The sequence below is a fragment of the Sphingobium cupriresistens LL01 genome (genome assembly GCF_001046645.1).
GTDB classification, from domain to species: Bacteria; Pseudomonadota; Alphaproteobacteria; order Sphingomonadales; family Sphingomonadaceae; genus Sphingobium; species Sphingobium cupriresistens.
In genome coordinates this window covers 2,213,068-2,235,353 of record NZ_KQ130434.1, presented here as the reverse complement: position 1 = coordinate 2,235,353, position 22,286 = coordinate 2,213,068, and the positions used below count along the sequence as shown (strand labels likewise).

The following is a 22,286-nucleotide window of genomic DNA, read 5'->3' as shown; positions in this document are numbered from 1 at the left end:
AAAAAACTATGTTCGACGTCAAGAAAGTATCTATCGAGCTGGCCGGCAAGACGCTGACCCTCGAAACCGGCCGTATCGCGCGCCAGGCTGACGCCGCCGTGCTGGCGACCTATGGCGAAACCGTGGTGCTGTGCGCCGTTACCGCCGCAAAGAGCGTGAAGGAAGGCCAGGATTTCTTCCCGCTGACCGTTCACTATCAGGAAAAATATTCGGCCGCCGGCCGCATCCCCGGCGGCTTCTTCAAGCGTGAGCGTGGCGCGACGGAAAAGGAAACGCTGGTTTCCCGCCTGATCGACCGCCCGATCCGTCCGCTGTTCCCCGAAGGTTTCTATAACGAAATCAACGTGATTGCGCAGGTTCTTTCGTTCGATGGCGAAAGCGAGCCGGACATCGTGGCAATGATCGCCGCTTCGGCCGCGCTGACCCTGTCGGGTGTGCCGTTCATGGGTCCGATCGGCGCTGCGCGCGTGGGCTACAAGGATGGCGAATATCAGCTCAACCCGTCGCTGGACGAAGTGAAGACCGGCGAACTCGATCTGGTTGTGGCCGCCACCGGCAACGCGGTGATGATGGTCGAATCCGAAGCGAAGGAACTGTCGGAAGAGATCATGCTGGGCGCGGTCCTGTTCGCCCATGAAGCGAGCAAGAAGATCGCCAATGCGATCATCGACCTGGCTGAAAAGGCCGCCAAGGATCCCTGGGAAGTGGCCAAGGGCGACAATCTGGACGACCTGAAGAAGAAGCTGAAGAAGCTGATCGGCAAGGACATCACCGCCGCCTACAAGCTGACCGACAAGTCGGCCCGTTCGAACGCGCTGAACGAAGCCCGCGCCAAGGCGAAGGCCAGCTTTACCGCCGAAGGCCTGGACGCCCAGACCGTCATGGCCGGCATCAAGCTGACCAAGAAGCTGGAAGCGGAAATCGTGCGCGGCGCCATCCTCAAGGACGGCAAGCGCATCGACGGTCGCACCACCACGCAGATCCGTCCGATCGAAGCGATGGTCGGCTTCCTGCCCCGCACCCATGGTTCGGCGCTGTTCACGCGCGGTGAAACGCAGTCCATCTGCACCACCACGTTGGGCACCAAGGACGCCGAGCAGATGATCGACGGCCTGACCGGCCTGCATTATGAAAACTTCATGCTGCACTATAACTTCCCGCCCTATTCGGTCGGTGAAGTCGGCCGCTTCGGCGCGCCGGGTCGTCGTGAAGTGGGCCATGGCAAGCTGGCATGGCGTGCGCTGCACCCCGTGTTGCCGAGCAAGGACGAGTTCCCCTACACGATCCGCGTTCTGTCGGACATCACCGAATCGAACGGGTCTTCCTCGATGGCCACCGTCTGCGGCGGTTCGCTCTCGATGATGGACGCCGGTGTGCCGTTGAAGCGCCCCGTGTCCGGCATCGCCATGGGTCTGATCCTGGAAGGCAAGGATTTCGCCGTCCTGTCCGACATTTTGGGTGACGAAGATCACCTCGGCGACATGGACTTCAAGGTTGCCGGCACCGAAGCGGGCATCACCACGATGCAGATGGACATCAAGATTGCGGGCATTACGCGCGAAATTTTTGAAGCCGCGCTGACGCAGGCGAAGGAAGGCCGTGCGCATATCCTTGGCGAAATGAGCAAAGCGCTGTCCTCGACCCGCACCGAATTGTCGGCGCACGCCCCGCGCATCGAGACGTTGCAGATCGACAAGTCGAAGATCCGCGAAGTCATCGGCACCGGCGGCAAGGTCATCCGCGAAATCGTCGCCGAAACCGGCGCGAAGGTGGACATCGACGATGAAGGGCTGATCAAGATCAGCTCGTCCGACCCCGCGCAGATCGAAGCGGCCCGCAAGTGGATCCTCGGCATCACGCAGGAAGCGGAAGTCGGCAAGATTTATGACGGCAAGGTCGTCAACATCGTCGATTTCGGCGCCTTCGTGAACTTCATGGGTGGCAAGGACGGTCTCGTCCATGTGTCCGAAATGAAGAATGAGCGCGTGGAAAAGCCGACCGACGTCGTGTCGGAAGGCCAGGAAGTGAAGGTCAAGGTTCTCGAAATCGACCCGCGCGGCAAGGTTCGCCTGTCGATGCGCGTCGTCGATCAGGAAACCGGCGCGGAACTGGAGGACACCCGTCCCGCCCGCGAACCGCGCGAACCGCGCAGCGATCGCGGTCCGCGTCGTGATGGCGGTGGCGATCGTGGCCCGCGTCGCGAAGGCGGCGAAGGCCGTGGCGATCGCGGTCGTGGCCCGCGCCGCGACGGCGGTGACCGTGGTCCCCGTCGTGAACGCAGCGAAGGCGGCAATGATGACGGCCCGGCGCCGGGCGGTCTGCCCGACTTCCTGACCCAGGACTAAATATCATGGCGGATCGCCACGATCCGCCATGACCGCCAAATGAAACGGGGCGCCCAATTCTCCGGGCGCCTCGTTTTTGTCATGAAGGAGCAATTGACTAACTTCGATCAATGCGCTGGCATAAGGTTCTGATACTGTAACGACGAACTGTTGGGGAACATCATGCAGCGGAGCAATGAGCGGTTCGTGGAACGCCTGCCGCTCGTCCTCGATCGGCCGGTCCATGCCTATATATTGACGTTTTTTTTCTGCGCTGCAGGCCTGTTGTTGCGGATCGCCGCGGAGCCGCTGCTGCCGGTCGGCTATCCTTTCCTTACTTTCTTTCCCGCCGTCATCCTGTCGTCCTTCCTGTTCGGCGTGCGGCCGGGCGTGTTCGCGGCTGTGCTGTGCGGGGTCACATCCTGGTATGTCTTCATCCCGCCCAACGGCAGTTTCGCCTTCAATCCTGCGGTCGCGGTCGCAATGCTTTTTTATACCGGGGTGGTCGCAGTCGACATCATCCTGATTCATTTCATGCAGCGCGCGAATTTCAACCTGGCGGTGGAGCGGGAGCGCAGCCGCGCTCTTGCCGAAAATCGCGAACTACTGTTCCACGAACTCCAGCATCGCGTGTCCAATAATTTGCAGGTGGTCGCTGCGATGCTCTCGCTCCAGCGCCGCCATGTCGATCATGACGTCGCGCGCCGGGCGTTGGATGACGCCTCCGCCCGGCTGTCGCTGATCGGCCGGATCAGCCGGGCGCTCTACGATCCATCGGGCGTCGGACAGGATATGCGCGCTTTCCTGAACGCCCTGACTACCGACATAGTCGATGCCAGCGGGCGAACCGACATTCAGGTGATCGTGACGGCGCCGGACGGATTGCGGATCGATCCCAACATCACCGTGCCTCTGGCCTTGGTGGTGGCGGAATCGGTCAGCAATGCGATCGAACATGGCCTGCCCGATCGCGGCGGCGCCATTGCGGTGACGTTGGAGTCCAATAATGGCGCGCTGGCCTTGCAGGTCGCCGATGACGGGCAGGGCATCGCAACCGATTCCCCGACAGACAAGAGCGAATCCCTGGGCCTGCGTATCGCCCATGCGCTGGCGGCGCAGTTAGGCGGCCATTTCGCGCTGACAGCGGCGCCGCAGGGCGGAGCCGTCGCAAGGCTCGACCTGCCTGCGCGCGCATCCTGTTGAATGACGCGCATTCTGCCGCTTGGCGGCGGCGTGTCCCTCGGCTATGACCCGCCCATGCTGACGAAAACCCTGACGCGCATTGGCGCGGCCACCGCCCTGGTCCTGATCGCCTCGCCTGTCCTCACCGGCTGCTCCACGTCGAAGAACAAGGCCGACACCCAATATGTCGCGCGCGACGTATCGACCCTGTATAATAGCGGGAAGGACCGGCTGGACCGCGGCCAGTATAAGCTTGCCGCCGCTCTGTTCGACGAGGTGGAACGCCAGCATCCCTATTCGCCCTGGGCGCGCCGGGCGCAGCTCATGTCGGCGTTCAGCTATTATATGAATCGCGATTATGCCGAATCCATTTCGGCGTCGCAGCGTTTCCTGTCGATCCATACCGGCAATAAAGACGCGCCCTACGCCTATTATCTGATCGCGCTCTGCTATTATGAGCAGATCGCCGACGTCACCCGCGACCAGAAGATCACGCAGCAAGGATTGGATGCGCTGGGCGAACTGATCCGCCGCTATCCCGACACCCGCTACGCCGCCGACGCGCGGTTGAAGGTCGATCTGGTCAACGATCATCTGGCCGGCAAGGAAATGGAAGTCGGCCGTTTCTACCAGCGGCGCGGCCAGTGGCTGGCGGCCACGTTGCGTTTTCGTTCGGTGGTCGACAAGTACCAGACCACCACCCACACGCCCGAAGCGCTGGAGCGGCTGGTCGAATCCTATCTCTCGCTCGGCATCCCCGCCGAAGCGCAGAAGGCCGCCGCCGTGCTGGGCCGCAACTATCCCGGCACCAAATGGTATGAGCGCAGCTACAAGCTGATGCAGGAACATGGCGGCAAGGCCTGACGGCCTTTTTGCCTGTTCCCCTTTTGTGCGGTGACAGGTAGAAGCGCGCCATGCTGATCTCGCTCGCCATCCGCAATGTCGTGCTGATCGAGGCGCTGGACTTGGAGTTCGGCGCGGGCCTTTCCGTGCTGACCGGGGAGACGGGGGCGGGCAAGTCGATCCTGCTGGATTCGCTCGGCCTGGCGCTGGGCGCGCGCGCCGACAGCGGTCTGGTGCGCAATGGTGAGGCGCAGGCGAGTGTCGTCGCCACCTTCGAACCGCCGGCCGCCGCCACCCGCGTTGCGCTGCTGCTCGCGAACAATGGCATCGAGATTGAACCGGGCGAGCCGCTGCTGATCCGCCGCTTGGTGAAGGCCGATGGAGGCAGTCGCGCCTTCGTCAACGATCAGCCCTGTTCGGCGGCGCTGCTGCGCGACCTGGGCGGATCGCTGGTCGAAATCCACGGCCAGCATGACGATCGCGGCCTGCTCAACCCGCGCGGCCATCGCGCGCTGCTCGACAGCTATGGCCGCTGCGAGGCCGGAGCGGTGGCGTCTGCCCATGCCGGCTGGCGCACCGCGGCCAAGGCGCTGGCGGAGGCGCATGCCGCTGTGGACAATGCCGCGCGCGACCGTGATTACCTGACCCATGCGGTCGAGGAATTGCGCAAGTTCGCGCCCGAACCGGGTGAGGAGGCGACGCTGGCGGAAGAACGCGCGACCATGCAGAAGGGCGCGCGCCTGACCGACGACCTGAGCGCCGTCGGCGATTGCCTGGCCGGATCGGATGGCGGGCTGGCCCAATTGCGACAGGCGGCGCGGCGGCTGGACCGGATCGCGTCGGAAGAGCCGCTGCTGGCCGCGGTGTTGGAGGCGTTAGACCGCGCCGTCGTGGAGGCGGGCGAGGCCGAAGACCGGCTGGCCGAAGCGGCCGAGGCGCTGAGCTTCGATCCCGCGCGCCTCGACATGATCGAAACCCGTCTGTTCGACCTGCGCGGTCTGGCGCGCAAGCATCAGGTGCAGCCTGACGATCTGGCCGCGCTGCGCGACGAGATGGATGCGAAGCTGGCCGCGATCGAAGGCGGCGAGGCGCATATCGCGGCGCTGGAAAAGGATGTCGAGGGGAAGGCCGCCGCCTATCGCGCCGCAGCGCAGGCGCTGTCGGGTGAACGGCAGATGGCTGCCGGGCGTCTGGATGCGGCGGTCGCTGCCGAACTTGCGCCGCTGAAACTGGACGCCGCCCGGTTCCGCACCGTGGTGGCGCAACTGGACGAGGGTCAGTGGAGTCCGCAGGGGATGGACCGGGTCGAGTTCGAAATCTCGACGAACCCCGGCGCGCCCTTCGCGCCGCTGGCCAAGATCGCATCGGGCGGTGAATTGTCGCGCTTCATCCTGGCGCTGAAGGTCGCGCTGGCCGAGCGCGGCGGGGCGGATACGCTGATCTTCGACGAGATCGACCGGGGCGTGGGCGGCGCGGTGGCCGACGCGATCGGTGAGCGGCTGTCGCGGCTGGCGCAGAGCAACCAGATCCTCGTCGTCACCCACAGCCCGCAGGTCGCGGCGCGGGGCGCGGGCCATCTGCTGATCGCCAAGTCCAGTGACGGCACCGTCACGCGCACCGGCGTTCATGCGCTGGACGATGCGGAACGCCGCGAGGAAATCGCGCGGATGCTGTCAGGCGCGGAAATCACGGCGGAGGCGCGCGCGCAGGCGGAACGGTTGCTGGAGCGGGTTTGACGCTTGTGTTCCCGCCTAGGGGCTACGGTTTGTGGAGGCTTGACACCACCCTCGAAGCGAACGGAGACGGTAAATAGCATGACCCATAACCGCAGAGACATGTTGGGCCTCGCCGCTGCCGCCATTGCCGCCAGCGCCATCCCCGCCGCCGCGCAGGAGGCCAAGCCCCGATACGGCCTGATCGGCCAGATGCTGAGCCTGCCGGGCAAGCGCGACGAACTGGTCGGCTATCTGCGGGACGCGACCGGCGCGATGCCCGGTTGCCTGTCCTATATCATCGCGCTGGACAGCGAGAACCCGGACGCGATCTGGATCACCGAAGTCTGGGACAGCCGCGAAAGCCACGCCGCCTCGCTCAAGCTGCCCGCGGTCCAGACCGCCATCGCGAAGGCGCGGCCGATCATCGCGGGCTTCGGCCAGCGGTTCGAGACGGTGCCGGTGGCGGGGATTTGAACGATATGTTCACGCGGAGACGCGCAGATTTTTGAGCGGCCTTCGGCCTATCTTTCAGACCGCAAAGCAGTCCTCGACCAACTCGGCATCCTCTGCTTCTGTACGCGCGAAGGGAAAAGCAGCATCCTTTCCTTCAGACCCTTCGCGTCTCCGTGGCTCCGCGCGAGCCCATGAGCGCAGCACGCTTTCACGGGCGCAAGAGAGGCGGTAAGGCATCCCCATGACCGACCCCACAACCCTCACCGAAGCCGAAGCCGCCAACCGCCTGATGCGCCTGGCGCGCGAAGTGGCGAAGCATAACCGCCTCTATCATGACCAGGACGCGCCGGAGATCAGCGATGCGGCCTACGACGCGCTGATCCGCGAGAATGAAGCGCTGGAGGCGGCTTTCCCGCAACTGATCCGCGCCGATTCGCCCAATGCCCAAGTGGGGGTCGCGGCGACATCGGCTCTCAAAAAAGTGCCCCACGCCGTCCGCATGATGAGCCTCGATAATGGCTTTTCCGATGAGGATATCAGCGAGTTCCTGATCCGCGTGCGGCGTTTTCTGGCGCTGCCGGACGACGCGCCGCTGGCGCTCACCGCCGAGCCGAAGATTGACGGGCTTTCCTGCTCGCTGCGCTATGAGCAGGGCGAACTGGTGCTGGCTGCGACGCGCGGCGACGGCACGACCGGTGAGGATGTCACCGCCAATGTCCGCACCATCGCCGACATTCCGCAGCGCTTGACCGGCCCGAACATCCCCGACCTGTTCGAGGTGCGCGGGGAAGTCTATATGGCCAAGGGCGATTTCGTCGCGCTCAACCAGCGCCTGCTGGCCGAAGCGGACGACCCGGAAAAGGCGCGCCAGTTCGCCAATCCGCGCAATGCCGCCGCTGGATCGCTGCGTCAGAAGGACGCGGCCGTCACCGCCGCTCGCCCGCTGCGCTTCCTGGCCCATGGCTGGGGCGCGCACAGCGCCGTGCCCGCAGACACGCAATCGGGCGTGATGCAGGCGATCGCGGCATGGGGCCTGCCGGTGTCGGACATGCTGGCCTGCGTCGACAGGCTGGACGCGCTGATCGCCCATTATCGCGGGATCGAGGCGGCGCGCGCCGAACTGCCCTTTGATATCGACGGCGTGGTCTACAAGGTCGACCGGCTCGACTGGCAACAGCGGCTGGGCTTCGTGGCCAAGGCGCCGCGCTGGGCCATCGCGCATAAATTTCCTGCCGAACGGGCGCAGACGACGCTGGAGGCGATCGACATCCAGGTCGGGCGCACCGGCAAGCTGACCCCGGTCGGTCGTCTGACCCCCGTCACCGTGGGCGGCGTGGTCGTGTCCAACGTGACGCTCCACAATGCCGATGAGATCGCCCGCCTCGGCGTCCGCCCCGGTGACCGCATCGTGGTGCAGCGCGCGGGCGACGTCATCCCGCAGGTGGTCGAGAATCTGTCGCGTGAAGAGGCGCGCGATCCGTTTCCCTTTCCGACCCATTGTCCTGTCTGCGGCTCCGAAGCCGTGCGGGAGGAGGAAGAAGTCGATTATCGCTGCACCGGCGGGCTGATCTGTCCGGCGCAGCGGTTCGAGCGGCTGCGTCATTTCGTCAGCCGCGGGGCGCTGGACATTGAGGGGCTGGGAGAGAAGTCCATCCAGGAGTTTCTCGACTTGGGCTGGATCGCCGAACCGGCCGACATCTTCCGCCTGAAGAAGCATCGGCCCGACCTGCTCGGTCGGGAAGGATGGAAGGAAAAGTCGGTCGACAATCTGCTCGCCGCGATCGAGGCGAAGCGCCAGCCGGACGCGGCGCGCCTGCTCTTTGGCCTGGGCATCCGCCATGTCGGCGCGGTGACGGCGCGCGATTTGCTCAAGCGCTACACCACATTGCCGGGCGTGCGCACGCTGGCGGAAGAAATCATCGCGCTGCGCGAGGCGGCTGACCCGACAGAGACGCAGGCCAAGCGCGACAAGGCGATCGCCGAACATATCGGCGTGGAGAATGTCGGCGCGGCGGTGGGCCATGCGATCGCCGATTTCTTCCACGAATCGCATAATGTCGAGGCGTGGGATGATCTGTTGCGCGAAGTATCGCCGCCCGACTATATCGTGGAAACCACCGCCAGCGCAGTGACCGGCAAGATCGTCGTCTTCACCGGCAAACTGGAAACCATGAGCCGCGACGAGGCCAAGGCGCAGGCCGAGCGGCTCGGCGCGAAGGCGGCGGGATCGGTCAGCGCTAAGACCGACCTGGTGGTCGCGGGACCGGGGGCGGGGTCTAAGCTGAAACAGGCGGCCGCGCTGGAGATCAAGGTTATTAGCGAGGCCGAATGGGCGGCGATCGTGCGCGCGGCGGGTTAGCCATCACGCCGCCCCCTTCGCGAGGGACGTCAGAGCGGGATGACGTTCCCCCAATGAAGGGGAGGGGAATGCAACGTCATCCGGTCGTAGGTCGAACCAGCGTCAGGCTGCGCCTTCAACATTATTCTGGGTCTTCGTGGCGAAATCGCCCGCGTCATGGCGTTCGTGCAATTGCTCCTCCAGCGGCCCGTTCACCTTGTTGACCATGCGGCCGCGTTGCACCGCGGGGCGAGCGTCGATCTGCTGCGCCCAGCGCAGGACATTCTTATAGCTGGCCACGTCCAGAAATTCCGCCGCATCATAGGCGCGGCCCAGCACCAGTCCGCCATACCAGGGCCAGATCGCGATGTCGGCGATGCTATAGTTGGCGCCCGCTATATATTCATGCTCAGCCAGTCGCCTGTCGAGCACGTCCAACTGCCGCTTCACCTCCATCGTATAACGATTGATCGGATATTCGTACTTTTCCGGCGCATAGGCGAAGAAATGGCCAAAGCCGCCTCCCAGCAGCGGGCCGGCGCCCATCTGCCAGAAGAGCCAGTTAAGCGCCTCGGTCCTTGCCGCCGGATCGGCGGGCAGGAACTTGCCGAATTTCTCGGCCAGATAGAGCAGGATCGACCCGGATTCGAAAATCCGCTGCGGCGGCGATACGCTATGGTCCAGCAGCGCGGGGATTTTGCTGTTGGGGTTGATGGCGACGAAGTCGCTGCCGAACTGGTCGCCATCGCCGATGCGGATCAGCCAGGCGTCATATTCCGCGTCGTTGACGCCCGCTGCCAGCAACTCCTCCAGCAGGATCGTCACCTTCTGCCCATTGGGGGTGGCGAGTGAATAGAGTTGGAGGGGATGCTGGCCGACCGGCAGCGCCTTGTCATGGGTCGCGCCCGCGATAGGGCGGTTGATAGAAGCGAAGGGGCCGCCACTGTCCTTGTCCCAGGTCCAGACACGGGGCGGGGTATATGTCTCGGTCATGCGGGCTGGCTCCGATAAGGGGATATCTCCCGCAGGTAGGAAGCGGCCCCGCCGCCCGCAACCAACCGCCTCTTAACTATCCACGATTATTTCGCATCGGTCCTCACGACCAGCACGCTGACCGGCGACTGATGCACGATGGCCGATGCGTTGGAGCCGAGCAGGCGCGATGAGAGGGACGGCTGGTGCGAGGCAAGGACGATCAGGTCCGCCTTGCGTCGTTCCGCTTCGATAATCACTTCGTCCCGCACCCGGCCGCGGCGGGTGAATATCTGCGTGCGGACGGGGTCCAGTCCGGCCGCTGCCGCCCATGCCTGCATGTCGGACAGGGCGTCTTCCTCCTCCCGCTCGTCGAAATCGCTGGCCAACAATTCGGAATAGCGGGTCGGCAGATAATAGCGGACGTAAAGGATATGGACAGCGCCATCCGTTCCCGCGACCTCGGCCGCGCCGGCGATGGCGGCGCGGGCCAGATCGGGATCGTGGACATCGATTGCGGCGATGATCGTGGCGTAGGGCATCCTCGTCTCCTTTTGCTTATGCCGCTTTCAACCGGCGACCCGCGCGGACGATGCGCCTGTCATCAAAGATTCCCGAAACGACATGAAGGAGGAACAGCCGCAATATCCGCGCAATCCGTCGCGTTGGGGATGACGGTCGGTGGGGCGCACCCTATCTGCCATAAAGCGCCGTTGGCCATGATTTGAGAAGCCGGAAAAATTTCGCGCGGCAACTCTTGACCAGCGGAACGACTTTTCCATATGGATGCCGCTGGCACTCTTGATCAACGAGTGCTAACAACGACAAGTTCATCGGGAGACGGACAAGCGGACAGGGCTTTTGCGGGGGAGATCGTCCTCCGATCCTGTGCGCCGCCCCCTCCCAAAGCTAGGGAAAGGCAATCAACATGGCATTTCGTCCGTTGCACGACCGTGTTCTCGTCCGCCGCATCGAAGCGGAAGCGAAGACCGCCGGCGGCATCATCATCCCCGACACCGCCAAGGAAAAGCCGCAGGAAGGCGAGATCGTCTCCGTCGGCACCGGCAGCAAGGCCGAAGACGGCAAGGTGACCCCGCTGGACGTCAAGGCCGGCGATCGCGTGCTGTTCGGCAAATGGTCGGGCACCGAAGTCAAGGTCGACGGTGAAGACCTGCTGATCATGAAGGAATCGGACATTCTGGGCGTCGTCGCGTAAAGCGGCGAACCGGACAGTCATTCCATTTTTCGGCGGAAATTCATGCCCTGTAACGGTGTGAACTTCGCAAATTTTGCAATTCTTAAAGAAGGTGAAAGATCATGGCAGCGAAGGACGTAAAGTTTTCGCGTGACGCTCGTGAGCGCATCCTGCGCGGCGTCGACATCCTGGCCGACGCGGTCAAGGTGACCCTGGGGCCGAAGGGCCGCAACGTCGTCATCGACAAGAGCTTCGGCGCGCCCCGCATCACCAAGGACGGCGTCAGCGTCGCCAAGGAAATCGAACTGAAGGACAAGTTCGAGAATATGGGCGCCCAGATGGTCCGCGAAGTCGCTTCGAAGACCAACGACATCGCCGGTGACGGCACCACCACCGCGACCGTGCTGGCCCAGGCCATCGTGCGCGAGGGCATGAAGTCGGTTGCCGCCGGCATGAACCCGATGGACCTGAAGCGCGGCATCGACCTCGCCGTCATCAAGGTCGTCGAGGACATCAAGGCGCGTTCGAAGCCGGTTTCGGGTTCGGCCGAAGTCGCCCAGGTCGGCATCATCTCCGCCAATGGCGATCGTGAAGTCGGCGAGAAGATCGCCGAAGCGATGGAAAAGGTCGGCAAGGAAGGCGTCATCACCGTGGAAGAGGCCAAGGGTCTCGACTTCGAGCTGGATGTCGTCGAAGGTATGCAGTTCGACCGCGGCTACCTGTCGCCCTACTTCATCACCAACCCGGAAAAGATGTCGGTCGAACTGGCTGACCCGTACATCCTGATCCACGAAAAGAAGTTGTCGAACCTGCAGTCGATCCTTCCCATCCTGGAAGCCGTCGTTCAGTCAGGCCGTCCGCTTCTGATCATCGCAGAAGACATCGAAGGCGAAGCGCTGGCGACCCTGGTCGTCAACAAGCTGCGCGGTGGCCTGAAGGTCGCTGCGGTCAAGGCGCCTGGCTTCGGCGACCGCCGCAAGGCTATGCTGGAAGACATCGCGGTCCTGACCAAGGGCGAAGTGATCTCCGAAGATCTGGGCATCAAGCTTGAGTCCGTCACGCTGGGTATGCTGGGCACCGCCAAGCGCGTCACCATCGACAAGGACAACACCGTCATCGTCGATGGCGCTGGCGACCATGACTCGATCAAGGGCCGCACCGAGCAGATCCGTCAGCAGATCGAGCACACCAGCTCGGACTATGACCGTGAAAAGCTGCAGGAGCGTCTGGCCAAGCTGGCTGGCGGCGTGGCCGTCATCAAGGTCGGCGGCGCGACGGAAGTCGAAGTCAAGGAGCGCAAGGATCGCGTCGACGACGCTCTCCATGCAACCCGCGCCGCTGTCGAAGAAGGCATCGTCCCCGGTGGCGGTACGGCTCTGCTGTACGCGACCAAGGCGCTCAATGGCCTGACGGGCGTCAATGACGACCAGACCCGCGGCATCGACATCGTCCGCAAGTCGCTCACCGCGCTGGTGCGCCAGATCGCCAGCAATGCGGGCCATGACGGCGCCGTCGTGTCGGGCAAGCTGCTTGACCAGGACGACACCTCGTTCGGCTTCAATGCATCGACCGACGTGTATGAAAACCTGGTCGCGGCCGGCGTGATCGACCCCACCAAGGTCGTCCGCACCGCGCTGCAGAACGCTGCCTCGGTCGCCGGCCTGCTCATCACGACGGAAGCCGCCGTGTCCGAACTGCCCGCCGACGACAAGGCGCCGATGGGTATGCCCGGCGGTGGCATGGGCGGCATGGGCGGCATGGACTTCTAAAGCGATCGTCGCAGGCGGGGCTTGCCTCGCCTGCGGTTCGATCGCGGGAACGAAGTTTCCGGCTTTCCTGACGCAAAAGAAGGGGCTGGTGGAGCGATCCACCGGCCCTTGTCTTTTGGATGGCGACCTTGACGGGATCGCCTGCGATCCGATCCGCTGCCCGCCGTTATCGCGTCACCACCATCATCGGCAGTTCCGCCCGCACTTCGAACCCCAGCGTGCGGTAGAGCGCGATCGTGCGGTCGTGCGCGGCATAGGCGTGGAGGAAGGGGGTTTCGCCCCGGTCCAGCATCGCCTGGGCGACGATCCGCATCAGCGCGCCGGCCAGCCCGCGGCCGCGCCAGTCGGGATGGGTGCAGACCCCGCTGACTTCGGTGAAGCCCGGCAGCGCCATCCGCTCGCCGGCCATCGCGATCAGTTGGCCCTTGTCGTGCACGCCGATGAAGCGGCCCAGCCTGTGCGTCAGGGGCGCGAACGGTCCCGGCCTGGTGAGCAGGGCGAGGGCGCGCATATCCGCGGCATTGCTTTCGTCCAATGTCACCCAGGCGGGCGGGGCGGACGAGGAGGACGTGATCGAGGTGGCGACCATTTGCGCCAGCTTTGCAGTGCGTTGCACGGCGACGCCCGGCGGCGGGGTCACCGCATCGGGGCCGACCAGCCAGAGTTCGCCGCCCTCCGGCGCGAGCGTCGCAAGCGCCGCCCGGCTGGCCGCGCTGTCGTCCGCTGCCGCACCGAAAGGGCCATAGAGCGGGTCGATCCGGCGGGCGCGGGCGTCGCCCTGCGCCAGCGCGGACCAGCCGGTCGACAGGCTGTGCCAGACGGGATGATCGAGCGGGTGAGACAGGGAGTTGGACACCAGTGGAGACTTTCGATTATTAGTTGACGTTGTCAACTATCATGGCTTAGCCTGTGTCGCAATGACCGATGATCGCACCCCCGCCGATATCTCCCCCACACGCCCCGCGCCTGAAACCGTGGCGGCGCTGCGCGCCTTCAACCGTTTTCACACCCGGTTCGCGGGCGTGTTGCAGCCCAGCTATATGGACAGCGGCATGGGCGTGACGGCGGCAAGGCTGCTTTACGAGATCGCGCAGGGGCAAGCGGGCGTACTGGCCAGCAGCCTGCGCGAGCGTATGGGACTGGACGCCGGCCACGCCAGTCGGATCATCGCCGGCTTCGAAAAGCGCGGATGGATCGCGCGGGGGCGAGGGAGCGACGCGCGGCAGCGGCCGATCGCGCTGACCGCGCAAGGGCGAGCGGCCTTTGCGGCGATCGATGCGCGGACACGCGCCGACACCGCCGCGCGGATCGTCGAACTGGACCGGGGGCAGCAGGACGACCTGATGGCGGCCTTGGGTCAGGTTCGCGCGCTGCTGGGCGATCCGATGGCGAGTGAGGAGGCGTCCGGCGGCTGGTCGATCCGTCCCTTCCGCATTGGCGACCTGGCGCTGGTCGCGTCGCGCCAGGCACGACTATATGAAGCGGAATATGGCTGGGGGCGGGCGATGGAGGTGATGCAGGGGGAAATCACCACCGCCTTCCTGCGCGATTTCAAGCCGGGGCGGGAGCAGGCCTGGATCGCCGAGCGCGACGGCGCGATGCTGGGCGCGGTGTTGCTGGCCGACGTCGGCGAGGATGTCGGGCAATTGCGCTTGTTGCATGTCGAGCGCGTCGCCCGCGGCCTGGGCATCGGCCGGGCGCTGATCGATCAGTGCGTCGGCTTCGCCCGCGATGCGGGCTATCGGCAGATGATGTTGTGGACGCAGAATATCCTCACCCAAGCCCGCCGCCTGTATGAATCGGCAGGCTTTCAATTGGTGGAGCGCGAGGCGCATAGTCTTTTCGGCGCCGAAATGACGGGTGAACGCTGGATATTGGCGCTGCATTAACCGAAAAATAAAGGAAGAAATGCGATCACGGGGGCGGGAACCGGAGACCCGCCATTTGCGCCTGCTGAAAACATTGCTGGAACGGCGCAGGGCGCAGGAACCGGGGCAGGACGCCGAGGTGCGGCGGAGCCTGGTCGAATCGCTTTATGCGTCGCCCACATCGCTGACCATCGGCGCGGTCACCGGCGTCGCTGTCGGCATCGTCATCAGCACATTGTCGGCGCCGGGGCCGATCCAGATGGTCGTTTCCGTCCTGTGCCTGGTGGCGACGCTGCGGGTCGTATCCGCCGTATTCTTCCATCGCCAGTTGGTGCGCGGCGCTGCGGTTGCATCGCGCAACTGGGAACTGGCCTATGAACTGGGCGCCTGGGGCTATGCCGGGTTGCTGGGTTTAATGGCCTTCGTCACGCTGATCGGATCGCCTGATCCAGTGACCCATATGTTGAGCGTGTCGATGGCGACCGGCTATGCAGGCGGCATTTCCGGTCGCAATGCGGGGCGCGTCCAGATCGCCATTGGACAGGTGTGCCTGACTCTGTTGCCGACCGCGACGGGGCTGTGGCTGGAAGGATCGACCGGCTATCGCGTATTGTCGGTGGCTATGGTGATGATGGTGCTGGGCCTGGCCGAAATCAGCTCCACTATCCACCGTATCGTCGTTCAGGCGCTGGTCGGCAAGCGCGACAAGTCTTTGCTGGCTGACAAGTTCGAGCGATTGGCGCGGTTCGACAGCCTGACCGGCCTGGAAAACCGCATGGCGATGCAGATGCGCCTGCGCGATATATTCGACACCAACCAAAAGCGGAACGACGCCGTCACCATCCTGTGGATGGACGTCGACCGATTCAAGGAAATCAACGATTCGCTGGGCCATATGGTGGGCGACCAGCTATTGCGTTGCGTTGCGGAACGCCTGAATGACGTGGTGCAGGACCGCGGGCGGATCGCCCGGTTCGGCGGCGACGAATTCGTGGTCATCTGCCCGGACATGGACCGGGTGACCGCAGCGGCGCTGGCGCAGGAGATCATATCCTATTTCGCCCATGGTTTCGACCTGAGCGACAATCACCTCTCCGTCACCGCCTCCATCGGTTACGCCGTCGCGCCGCAGGACGGGCGCGACATGGACGAATTGATGCAACATGCCGACCTGGCGCTGTATGAAGCCAAGCGGGAGGGGCGCAATCGCGCCGCCAGCTTCAACTGGTCGCTGAAGGAGCGGTTCAACCGCGTTCACGAGATCGAGACGGGTCTGCGGCGGGCGCTGGACGGCGGCGAATTGAAGCTGCTGTTCCAGCCGATCGTCAATCTGGACGGCGGGCATATCGACGCCTGCGAAGCGTTGCTGCGCTGGGACCATCCGGTGCTGGGGCCGATCCCGCCATCCGAATTCATCCCGATCGCCGAGGGCATGGGCATGATCGAGGCGATGACCGGATGGGTGTTGCGCAACGCCTGCGCCGCGGCGGTGTCCTGGCCGGGCGACGTCCGCATCGCGATCAATATCTCGCCGGCCTCGCTCAAATGTTCCGAACTACCCGGCAATGTCATCGCGGCGCTGCTGGAGACGGGGCTGCCGGCGCGCAGACTGGAGTTGGAGGTCACCGAATCGATCTTCCTCGACAATAGCGGGCAGACCAATGCGATCCTGCGCGAATTGCAGCGGATCGGGTTGCGGCTGGCGCTGGACGATTTCGGCACCGGCTACAGCGCGCTGTCCTATTTGCGCTCCTACCGGTTCGACACGTTGAAGATCGACCAGAGTTTCATGGCAGGGGTGAGCGCCAATGCCGAGGATCGCGCCATCGTACGCGCGATCGGCAATCTGGCCCGCGACCTCAGCATGGACACGGTCGCCGAAGGGATCGAGACGCCCGACCAGCTGGCGCACGCGCGCGAAGCGGGCTTCACCAATGTCCAGGGCTATTTGTTCAGTCGCCCGGTGCCGCGCGAGCGGATAGTCGAACTGATCGCGGCCGGTCCGCTGGACGGCAGCGAACGACCCGATCCGGTGCCGCGCCGACGCCGCGCCTGAACGCGCGGCGTGCGTCATATACTCAGCGCAACCGCGTTTGCGCTGCGGCAAGCCGACGCATCATCCGCAAGTCGCGGTCCGACAACGCCAGCGCGGTGTCGGTCCAGGTTTCGACGATGTCGATCAATTCCTCCAGCGTCATCGGATTGACCCGGCGGCCCGCCCGGTTGATGCCGACATAACCGGCATGATGGGCGCTATGGCCCTTGATCCACTGGGCGGTCGCCGCTTCGCCTTCGCCGGTATCGACCACCTGCGTCACGATGCCCATCTCGCACATTTCGTCGGCGGTATAGATATGACCCTCGGTCAGCATCTGCCGCGCCAGCACCGGGCCGACCCGGCGTGAGAGAATCGAATAGGCGCCCATGCCGGGGAACAGGCCGAACAGCACTTCGGGCAGGCCGAAGCGCGCCTGTCGTTCGGCGATGATGACGTCGAAACACATCAGCGCTTCCAGCCCGCCACCCAGCGCATCGCCCTGGGCCAGGCCGATATTGATGATGTTCATGTCGTTGCAATGCCAGATGCGATCGACGATCTCGCAGCAGGCGACGCCATATTTCAGCAGCGTCTCCCGATCGCGGCGCTGGATGCATTCGGCGAACATCTCCAGATCGCCGCCCAGGTTGAAAACGCCGGGAAAGCGCGAACCCAGCACCATGAATTTAAGCGGGCCGTCCTGGCCGCGGCCGTCCGCGCCGCCGAATACGCGGCGGCTTTCGCGTTGCCAGGCCATGGTGTCGCGAATCAGGCCCATATTGCTGTTGGGCCGTTCAAGCGGCGTCATGAACGCCCAAAGCGTCGCAAGGTCCGCGTCCCAGCGCACGTCGATCTGCCCCAGATCGAACAGGGTGGACTGGCGGAATGCGGCGTCGAGCGCACTTTCCGTAGCGGCGAGCGGCGGATGGTCGCCACTATCTGAAACATAGTCGTCCGACGCATGTTCAGCTTCGTCTCTGGTGGGATTAAACCGTCCTGAATCAATCATCTGCGACCCCGTTTTTCTATATTGCATGAAAAGATCAGGCTGGACGGCACCATGCAATCGGACGGTCATTCATTGACAGTGCGTTAACCATTTTTGCCCCTAACTGTTGCAAGGAGGTCGCCCCAAACCGCCGGGAACTGACGTCGATGTGGCGCGAATGCCACAAAAGCCCTTGCCGACCAGCAGCAAGATTGGACGATCAGGGCTTTGTTAACCTTTGTTAATTAGCCTGATCGGTATGAACAGCGCGCGTCCAGCCACCCCTTGCGTCACACTGGCCCTGCATGATGCGGACGGTACGCCATGGCCATTGCGCCTGTCGGCAGACTGCCTGCGCTTCATCGGTCCCTATCGGCGAGTCGAAGGCTTCAACATTGACGCGATGGCGCTGTTCGACGGGGTCCGCAAGGCGGGCTGATCCGGCTGGATCGCCGATCCCGGCACCGATTCCTGCACCGATCCTTGTGCGCGCGGCCGTTCGCTCTTAAGGCGCGGCGATGACCAAGCCTCGTTTTTCTTTCGCCATCAGCGCCACCGACGGCAAGGCCCGGACCGGCGCGATCCAGATGCGCCGCGGCGAAATCCGCACCCCCGCCTTCATGCCCGTGGGCACCGCCGCGACCGTCAAGGCGATGCGCCCGGCCGAGGTACGCGCGACCGGCGCGGACATCATCCTGGGCAACACCTATCATCTGATGCTGCGTCCCGGCGCCGAGCGCATGGCGCGGCTGGGCGGGCTGCATGGCTTCATGGGCTGGGACCGGCCAATCTTGACCGACAGCGGCGGCTATCAGGTGATGAGCCTGTCCGCATTGACCAAGATGAGCGAAGAGGGGGTCGCCTTTTCCAGCCATATCGATGGGTCGAAGCATATGCTGACGCCGGAGCGATCGATGGAAATCCAGCGGTTGCTGGACAGCGACATCGTCATGGCGTTCGACGAATGTACGAAGAATGGGTGCACCCATGACGAGGCGGGCCGGTCGATGGAGCGGTCGATGCGCTGGGCCAAGCGGTCGCGCGAAGGCTTCGACGCGGGCGGCGACCATGCCGAGCGGGCCGCCTTGTTTGGCATCCAGCAGGGATCGCTAGACGAGGGACTGCGCCGTATTTCGGCCGAAAAGCTGATCGAGATCGGTTTCGACGGCTATGCCGTGGGCGGGCTGGCGGTGGGCGAGGGGCAGGAGGCGATGTTCGCCACGCTCGATTTCGCGCCCGCCATGCTGCCGCAGGACAAGCCGCGCTACCTGATGGGGGTGGGCAAGCCCGACGACATCGTCGGCGCGGTGGAGCGCGGCATCGACATGTTCGATTGCGTGCTGCCGACGCGATCGGGCCGCAACGGTCAGGCTTTCACCTGGGCCGGGCCGCTCAACATCCGCAACGCCAAATTCAACGAGGATATAGGGCCGATCGATCCGCGGTGCGGCTGTCCGGTGTGCGCGACCTGGAGCCGCGCCTACCTGCATCATTTGGTGAAAGCGGGCGAGATGCTGGGGGCGATGTTGATGACCCAGCATAATATTCATTTCTACCAGGAATTGATGCAAGGGCTGCGCGACAACATCGCGGCCGGCACGCTGTCCCGCTTCACCGCCGATTTTCGCCGCGATTACCAGCGGGTCTGAGCGGAATCAGGGCATGACGGTGATGGTGATGGCGTAGCTTCCCGCTTCGCCGTCATAATCCAGCGGCGCGCGCAGCTGGCGCGACAGGCCGGTCAGGACGCGGCCATAGCGTTCGTCCAGCCGGCTGGCCATCGCTTCGGACGCCTTCAGACCCGGCGATCGCACCATCAGTCGGGCGCGATCGTCGCGGTCCTGCTCCACTTGCACAGCGATCTGCATCTTCGATTGAGGCGCAAGCATCATTGCCAGTTCGACCAGTTCGGTCAACAGGAAGGCGATCGGCACGGCCACATCCTGGCTGATGTGTAGATTGTCACTGTCGATCTGGATCGCGAAGCGGCGCGCGGCGGCAGGCGCGGTGCCGCGCAGGCTGGCCGACAATTCGCTGATGAGCGGGCGGACGCCGACGCCGCGATTTTCCTCCAACTCCGCAAAATGATTGCGGTGAACGACCGACAGCGCGTCGACCCGGCGCTGGATCGAAGCATAGGCCTCGACCGCTTCGGCGTCATGGGCGGATCGCGCGTGCAAGTTGATGAGGCTGGCGATGATCTGGAGGTTGTTCTTGACGCGGTGATGGACTTCGCGGGTCAACTTGCGCTGGGTTTCCAGGCTTTCGGAAATCTCCGCCTCATGGGTGGCGACGTCCATGCTGATTTCATGGAAGGTTTCGCCGAGCGCCACGATCTCCTGCGCAGGCGTGCGGATGCGCTGCAAGGGTTGCAGCACTTCGCCCGGCTGATAGTCCGCCACCACCCGGCGCAAGAGCACCAGCGGGCGAATGAGCAGGCGGTTGACCACGAACCAGCCGATCGCCGCAGCGGCGAACCACATCACCATTGGCAGGAACAGAGAGAGCATCCGCGCCAGCGTGGCGGGCGGTTCGCGCACCGTCATGGTCAGCAATATGTCGGGCGGGTCGAGCCGGGCGGACAGGCTGTTGCTATGGCCGTCTATGTCGGCGCCCGGACGGCTGACGATCAATTGCCTGGCGCCCTGGCGCAGGCTGAGCTGGCGGTTTTGCAGCGCAGTGGCGGGATCGGCGATGCTTTCGAGATGCCCGCGCGAATAATAAGACAGCGCGACCAGTCGGCCGTTGCCGCTGCGCACGCGGCTTACCAGATGGGTCGGCAGCAATTGCGCCATCGGCCGGGCGAAGCGATCGGCGGGCGCTATGCCGGCCGGTTCGGGTTCGGGCGAATTGCACAAGCGGTTGCCCGCGCGATCGTAGATATAGAAATGGCCGCCTTCGGCATCATGGGACGTCAGGAAGAAGGCGAGACGCCGGCACATGCCTTTGTCCGCGGCATTATTGGCCAAGGCGTTGACGACGAGTTCGAGCGCGGTGCGGTCCGATTGCAGATCGGCCGTCAGCTTGCGCGCGCTTTGCGTCACCGCGACGCGCAGCAACGCTTCCTTTTCCAGGTCGGCGGTGCGGATGGCCTGAAGCGATGCGACAAGCGCGATCAGACCCAGCGGCAACAGGGCCAACGTCAGGATGAGGAACATCTTGACGCCGGTCGAGCGGAGAAATTGCAGCAGAGGCTCAACCATGGAGCGGGCTGCCGGAGGAAGGCTGCCCCCGATCATCTGTGCGTCAGTCCAATTTGCTCAGCAGGTCCAGCATTTCGGACGGAATATCCTCATCCACGGCGCGCTGGTACACGGTGCGCAGAGCCTGGGAGACATGCGCGTCCTCCTTGTCCGCGGGCGGCGGATTTTTCTGCTTAGCGGCGGAACCCGTCATCTTTGCTTTCCGGGTTGCGGCGTCGGCACTTTTGTCGTCATCGGCCACGCCCCGCTCCGTCGTTGAAGAAACCAAAATCAGCCCCTCTACAGCCATTTCCGCCATGTCGGCACGCCCGTTTCGCGGGTTTGCGTCATGACGTCAATTCGCACAATCATGCAATTCATGGGAAATTCACGATATCGTCTAAAAAACCATGTGGGTGCGAAACAAATCCGGTTGTCGATGGTTCCGCCCATCGAAGCATTTTTTACGCTGCGCAACTTTGCACGGCGATGGGGCGGCGGGGGGTTGTCATCCTGACATGGACATTCCATCCTTCCACCATGTTCCCATGCTTCGGGACAATGTGGCCCTGACGGGCAGGGAGAAGACTTGACGATGTCGCTTGGACAGCAACTACACCCCCACCTTCCGTTCCTGCGGCGCTATGCGCGGGCGTTGACCGGCAGCCAGAATCACGGCGACGCCTATGTCCGCGCCGCGCTGGAAGCGATCGTCGCCGCGCCGGAAGAATTCCCCAGCGACGTCGATCCGCGTCTTGGCCTCTACAAGACTTTTCACGCCATCTGGTCGTCCGCCCATCTGGAAGATGTGCCGGTGAGCGGGAGCGGTCGCGAGGCGATCGCCCAGGCGCGCCTGGCCCGACTGACGCCCCTGCCGCGCCAGGCGCTGTTGCTGACCGCGCTCGAAGGCTTCACCGTCGATGACGTATCCTATCTGATCGATATGGACAGCAGCGATGTGGAGGCGCTGGTCGAGGAAGCGTTGAGCGAGATCGAGGCGCAGACCCGCGCCAAGGTGCTGATCATCGAGGATGAGCCGATCATCGCGATGGATATCGAAACCATCGTCCGCGATCTGGGCCATGATGTGACCGCAATAGCGGTGACGCGCGAGGATGCGGTGCGCGAAGCGCTGGCCGATCGTCCCGGCCTGGTGCTGGCCGACATCCAACTGGCCGACGACAGCAGCGGCATCGATGCGGTCAAAGACATATTGGCCGAATTTTCGGTGCCGGTGATCTTCATCACCGCCTTTCCCGAACGGCTGCTGACCGGCGAGCGGCCCGAACCAACCTTCCTCATCACCAAGCCGTTCCAGCGATCGACGGTCAAGGCTGCGATTTCGCAGGCTCTATTCTTTGACGAGGCGACTGCCCCCGCCTGAAGGCGGTGACCAGAAAGTCACGGAACCCCGATCGG

Annotated in this window: 19 protein-coding genes; 13 read left to right on the top strand and 6 right to left on the bottom strand. The window is 64.1% G+C overall.

The window, feature by feature from the left end:
* Positions 1 to 8 precede the first annotated feature (8 nt).
* The 6 genes from pnp (at position 9) to ligA (ending at position 8,876) form a co-directional block, all read left to right on the top strand.
* Positions 9 to 2,345, top strand: a complete 2,337-nt coding sequence (gene pnp / locus V473_RS10730; protein ID WP_066603676.1) for a polyribonucleotide nucleotidyltransferase — start codon at positions 9 to 11, stop codon at positions 2,343 to 2,345.
* Between the two features lie 162 nt (positions 2,346 to 2,507).
* A complete protein-coding gene (locus V473_RS10725; protein WP_066603674.1) occupies positions 2,508 to 3,527 on the top strand; it encodes a sensor histidine kinase in 1,020 nt (339 codons plus the stop codon).
* 54 nt (positions 3,528 to 3,581) lie between these two features.
* Complete coding sequence (locus tag V473_RS10720) at positions 3,582 to 4,370, top strand: outer membrane protein assembly factor BamD (protein ID WP_066605512.1); 789 nt, start codon at positions 3,582 to 3,584, stop codon at positions 4,368 to 4,370.
* A 50-nt stretch (positions 4,371 to 4,420) separates the two neighbouring features.
* Complete coding sequence (gene recN, locus V473_RS10715; protein WP_066603672.1) at positions 4,421 to 6,085, top strand: DNA repair protein RecN; 1,665 nt, start codon at positions 4,421 to 4,423, stop codon at positions 6,083 to 6,085.
* Between the two features lie 78 nt (positions 6,086 to 6,163).
* Positions 6,164 to 6,538: a putative quinol monooxygenase gene (locus V473_RS10710; protein WP_066603669.1), complete on the top strand. Its 375-nt coding sequence runs from the start codon at positions 6,164 to 6,166 to the stop codon at positions 6,536 to 6,538.
* 220 nt (positions 6,539 to 6,758) lie between these two features.
* Entirely contained in the window at positions 6,759 to 8,876 is a 2,118-nt protein-coding gene (gene ligA, locus V473_RS10705; protein ID WP_066603667.1) for an NAD-dependent DNA ligase LigA, read from the top strand.
* A gap of 102 nt (positions 8,877 to 8,978) precedes the next feature.
* Here the strand turns inward: ligA and yghU are convergent, their stop codons facing one another.
* The gene (yghU, locus tag V473_RS10700) at positions 8,979 to 9,848 is read right to left on the bottom strand and encodes a glutathione-dependent disulfide-bond oxidoreductase (RefSeq protein WP_066603663.1); all 870 of its coding nucleotides are present in this window, start codon (positions 9,846 to 9,848) and stop codon (positions 8,979 to 8,981) included.
* An 86-nt stretch (positions 9,849 to 9,934) separates the two neighbouring features.
* Entirely contained in the window at positions 9,935 to 10,369 is a 435-nt protein-coding gene (locus tag V473_RS10695) for a universal stress protein (RefSeq protein WP_066603660.1), read from the bottom strand.
* A gap of 386 nt (positions 10,370 to 10,755) precedes the next feature.
* Between V473_RS10695 and groES the strand changes: the two genes are divergently transcribed.
* A complete protein-coding gene (gene groES / locus V473_RS10690; protein ID WP_007704439.1) occupies positions 10,756 to 11,043 on the top strand; it encodes a co-chaperone GroES in 288 nt (95 codons plus the stop codon).
* Between the two features lie 101 nt (positions 11,044 to 11,144).
* A complete protein-coding gene (groL, locus tag V473_RS10685) occupies positions 11,145 to 12,791 on the top strand; it encodes a chaperonin GroEL (protein WP_066603658.1) in 1,647 nt (548 codons plus the stop codon).
* 166 nt (positions 12,792 to 12,957) lie between these two features.
* On the opposite strand, the gene V473_RS10680 is transcribed toward groL, so the two are convergent.
* Positions 12,958 to 13,647, bottom strand: coding sequence for a GNAT family N-acetyltransferase (locus tag V473_RS10680; RefSeq protein ID WP_244884370.1), 690 nt, complete (start codon positions 13,645 to 13,647; stop codon positions 12,958 to 12,960).
* 61 nt (positions 13,648 to 13,708) lie between these two features.
* Here V473_RS10680 and V473_RS10675 point away from each other — a divergent pair, with 61 nt between their 5' ends.
* Complete coding sequence (locus V473_RS10675) at positions 13,709 to 14,680, top strand: bifunctional helix-turn-helix transcriptional regulator/GNAT family N-acetyltransferase (protein ID WP_066603656.1); 972 nt, start codon at positions 13,709 to 13,711, stop codon at positions 14,678 to 14,680.
* A gap of 19 nt (positions 14,681 to 14,699) precedes the next feature.
* Positions 14,700 to 16,715, top strand: a complete 2,016-nt coding sequence (locus tag V473_RS10670; RefSeq protein WP_082679070.1) for a putative bifunctional diguanylate cyclase/phosphodiesterase — start codon at positions 14,700 to 14,702, stop codon at positions 16,713 to 16,715.
* Positions 16,716 to 16,737: 22 nt separating this feature from the next.
* Here the strand turns inward: V473_RS10670 and V473_RS10665 are convergent, their stop codons facing one another.
* Positions 16,738 to 17,706 (bottom strand): crotonase/enoyl-CoA hydratase family protein, encoded by a 969-nt coding sequence (locus V473_RS10665; RefSeq protein WP_066603654.1) that lies wholly within the window; start codon positions 17,704 to 17,706, stop codon positions 16,738 to 16,740.
* Between the two features lie 238 nt (positions 17,707 to 17,944).
* On the opposite strand from V473_RS10665, the gene V473_RS10660 reads away from it, so the two are divergent.
* Both V473_RS10660 and tgt read left to right on the top strand, forming a co-directional pair.
* Positions 17,945 to 18,124, top strand: a complete 180-nt coding sequence (locus V473_RS10660; protein WP_066603643.1) for a hypothetical protein — start codon at positions 17,945 to 17,947, stop codon at positions 18,122 to 18,124.
* Positions 18,125 to 18,203: 79 nt separating this feature from the next.
* On the top strand, positions 18,204 to 19,334 hold the full coding sequence (gene tgt, locus V473_RS10655) for a tRNA guanosine(34) transglycosylase Tgt (protein ID WP_066603640.1): 1,131 nt from the start codon (positions 18,204 to 18,206) through the stop codon (positions 19,332 to 19,334).
* 6 nt (positions 19,335 to 19,340) lie between these two features.
* Here the strand turns inward: tgt and V473_RS10650 are convergent, their stop codons facing one another.
* Both V473_RS10650 and V473_RS24380 read right to left on the bottom strand, forming a co-directional pair.
* On the bottom strand, positions 19,341 to 20,888 hold the full coding sequence (locus V473_RS10650; RefSeq protein ID WP_244884369.1) for a sensor histidine kinase: 1,548 nt from the start codon (positions 20,886 to 20,888) through the stop codon (positions 19,341 to 19,343).
* A gap of 43 nt (positions 20,889 to 20,931) precedes the next feature.
* Entirely contained in the window at positions 20,932 to 21,186 is a 255-nt protein-coding gene (locus V473_RS24380; protein ID WP_066603633.1) for a NepR family anti-sigma factor, read from the bottom strand.
* Positions 21,187 to 21,462: 276 nt separating this feature from the next.
* Between V473_RS24380 and V473_RS10640 the strand changes: the two genes are divergently transcribed.
* A complete protein-coding gene (locus V473_RS10640; protein WP_066603631.1) occupies positions 21,463 to 22,251 on the top strand; it encodes a response regulator in 789 nt (262 codons plus the stop codon).
* The last annotated feature ends 35 nt before the right edge of the window (positions 22,252 to 22,286 follow it).

Bases quoted from the DNA above. Each gene is read 5' to 3' on its own strand.
- pnp (WP_066603676.1), top strand. From the start codon at position 9: ATGTTCGACGTCAAGAAAGTATCTATCGAGCTGGCCGGCAAGACGCTG.
- V473_RS10725 (WP_066603674.1), top strand. From the start codon at position 2,508: ATGCAGCGGAGCAATGAGCGGTTCGTGGAACGCCTGCCGCTCGTCCTC.
- V473_RS10720 (WP_066605512.1), top strand. From the start codon at position 3,582: ATGCTGACGAAAACCCTGACGCGCATTGGCGCGGCCACCGCCCTGGTC.
- recN (WP_066603672.1), top strand. From the start codon at position 4,421: ATGCTGATCTCGCTCGCCATCCGCAATGTCGTGCTGATCGAGGCGCTG.
- V473_RS10710 (WP_066603669.1), top strand. From the start codon at position 6,164: ATGACCCATAACCGCAGAGACATGTTGGGCCTCGCCGCTGCCGCCATT.
- ligA (WP_066603667.1), top strand. From the start codon at position 6,759: ATGACCGACCCCACAACCCTCACCGAAGCCGAAGCCGCCAACCGCCTG.
- yghU (WP_066603663.1), bottom strand. From the start codon at position 9,848: ATGACCGAGACATATACCCCGCCCCGTGTCTGGACCTGGGACAAGGAC.
- V473_RS10695 (WP_066603660.1), bottom strand. From the start codon at position 10,369: ATGCCCTACGCCACGATCATCGCCGCAATCGATGTCCACGATCCCGAT.
- groES (WP_007704439.1), top strand. From the start codon at position 10,756: ATGGCATTTCGTCCGTTGCACGACCGTGTTCTCGTCCGCCGCATCGAA.
- groL (WP_066603658.1), top strand. From the start codon at position 11,145: ATGGCAGCGAAGGACGTAAAGTTTTCGCGTGACGCTCGTGAGCGCATC.
- V473_RS10675 (WP_066603656.1), top strand. From the start codon at position 13,709: ATGACCGATGATCGCACCCCCGCCGATATCTCCCCCACACGCCCCGCG.
- V473_RS10670 (WP_082679070.1), top strand. From the start codon at position 14,700: ATGCGATCACGGGGGCGGGAACCGGAGACCCGCCATTTGCGCCTGCTG.
- V473_RS10665 (WP_066603654.1), bottom strand. From the start codon at position 17,706: ATGATTGATTCAGGACGGTTTAATCCCACCAGAGACGAAGCTGAACAT.
- V473_RS10660 (WP_066603643.1), top strand. From the start codon at position 17,945: ATGAACAGCGCGCGTCCAGCCACCCCTTGCGTCACACTGGCCCTGCAT.
- tgt (WP_066603640.1), top strand. From the start codon at position 18,204: ATGACCAAGCCTCGTTTTTCTTTCGCCATCAGCGCCACCGACGGCAAG.
- V473_RS10650 (WP_244884369.1), bottom strand. From the start codon at position 20,888: ATGGTTGAGCCTCTGCTGCAATTTCTCCGCTCGACCGGCGTCAAGATG.
- V473_RS24380 (WP_066603633.1), bottom strand. From the start codon at position 21,186: ATGGCGGAAATGGCTGTAGAGGGGCTGATTTTGGTTTCTTCAACGACG.
- V473_RS10640 (WP_066603631.1), top strand. From the start codon at position 21,463: ATGTCGCTTGGACAGCAACTACACCCCCACCTTCCGTTCCTGCGGCGC.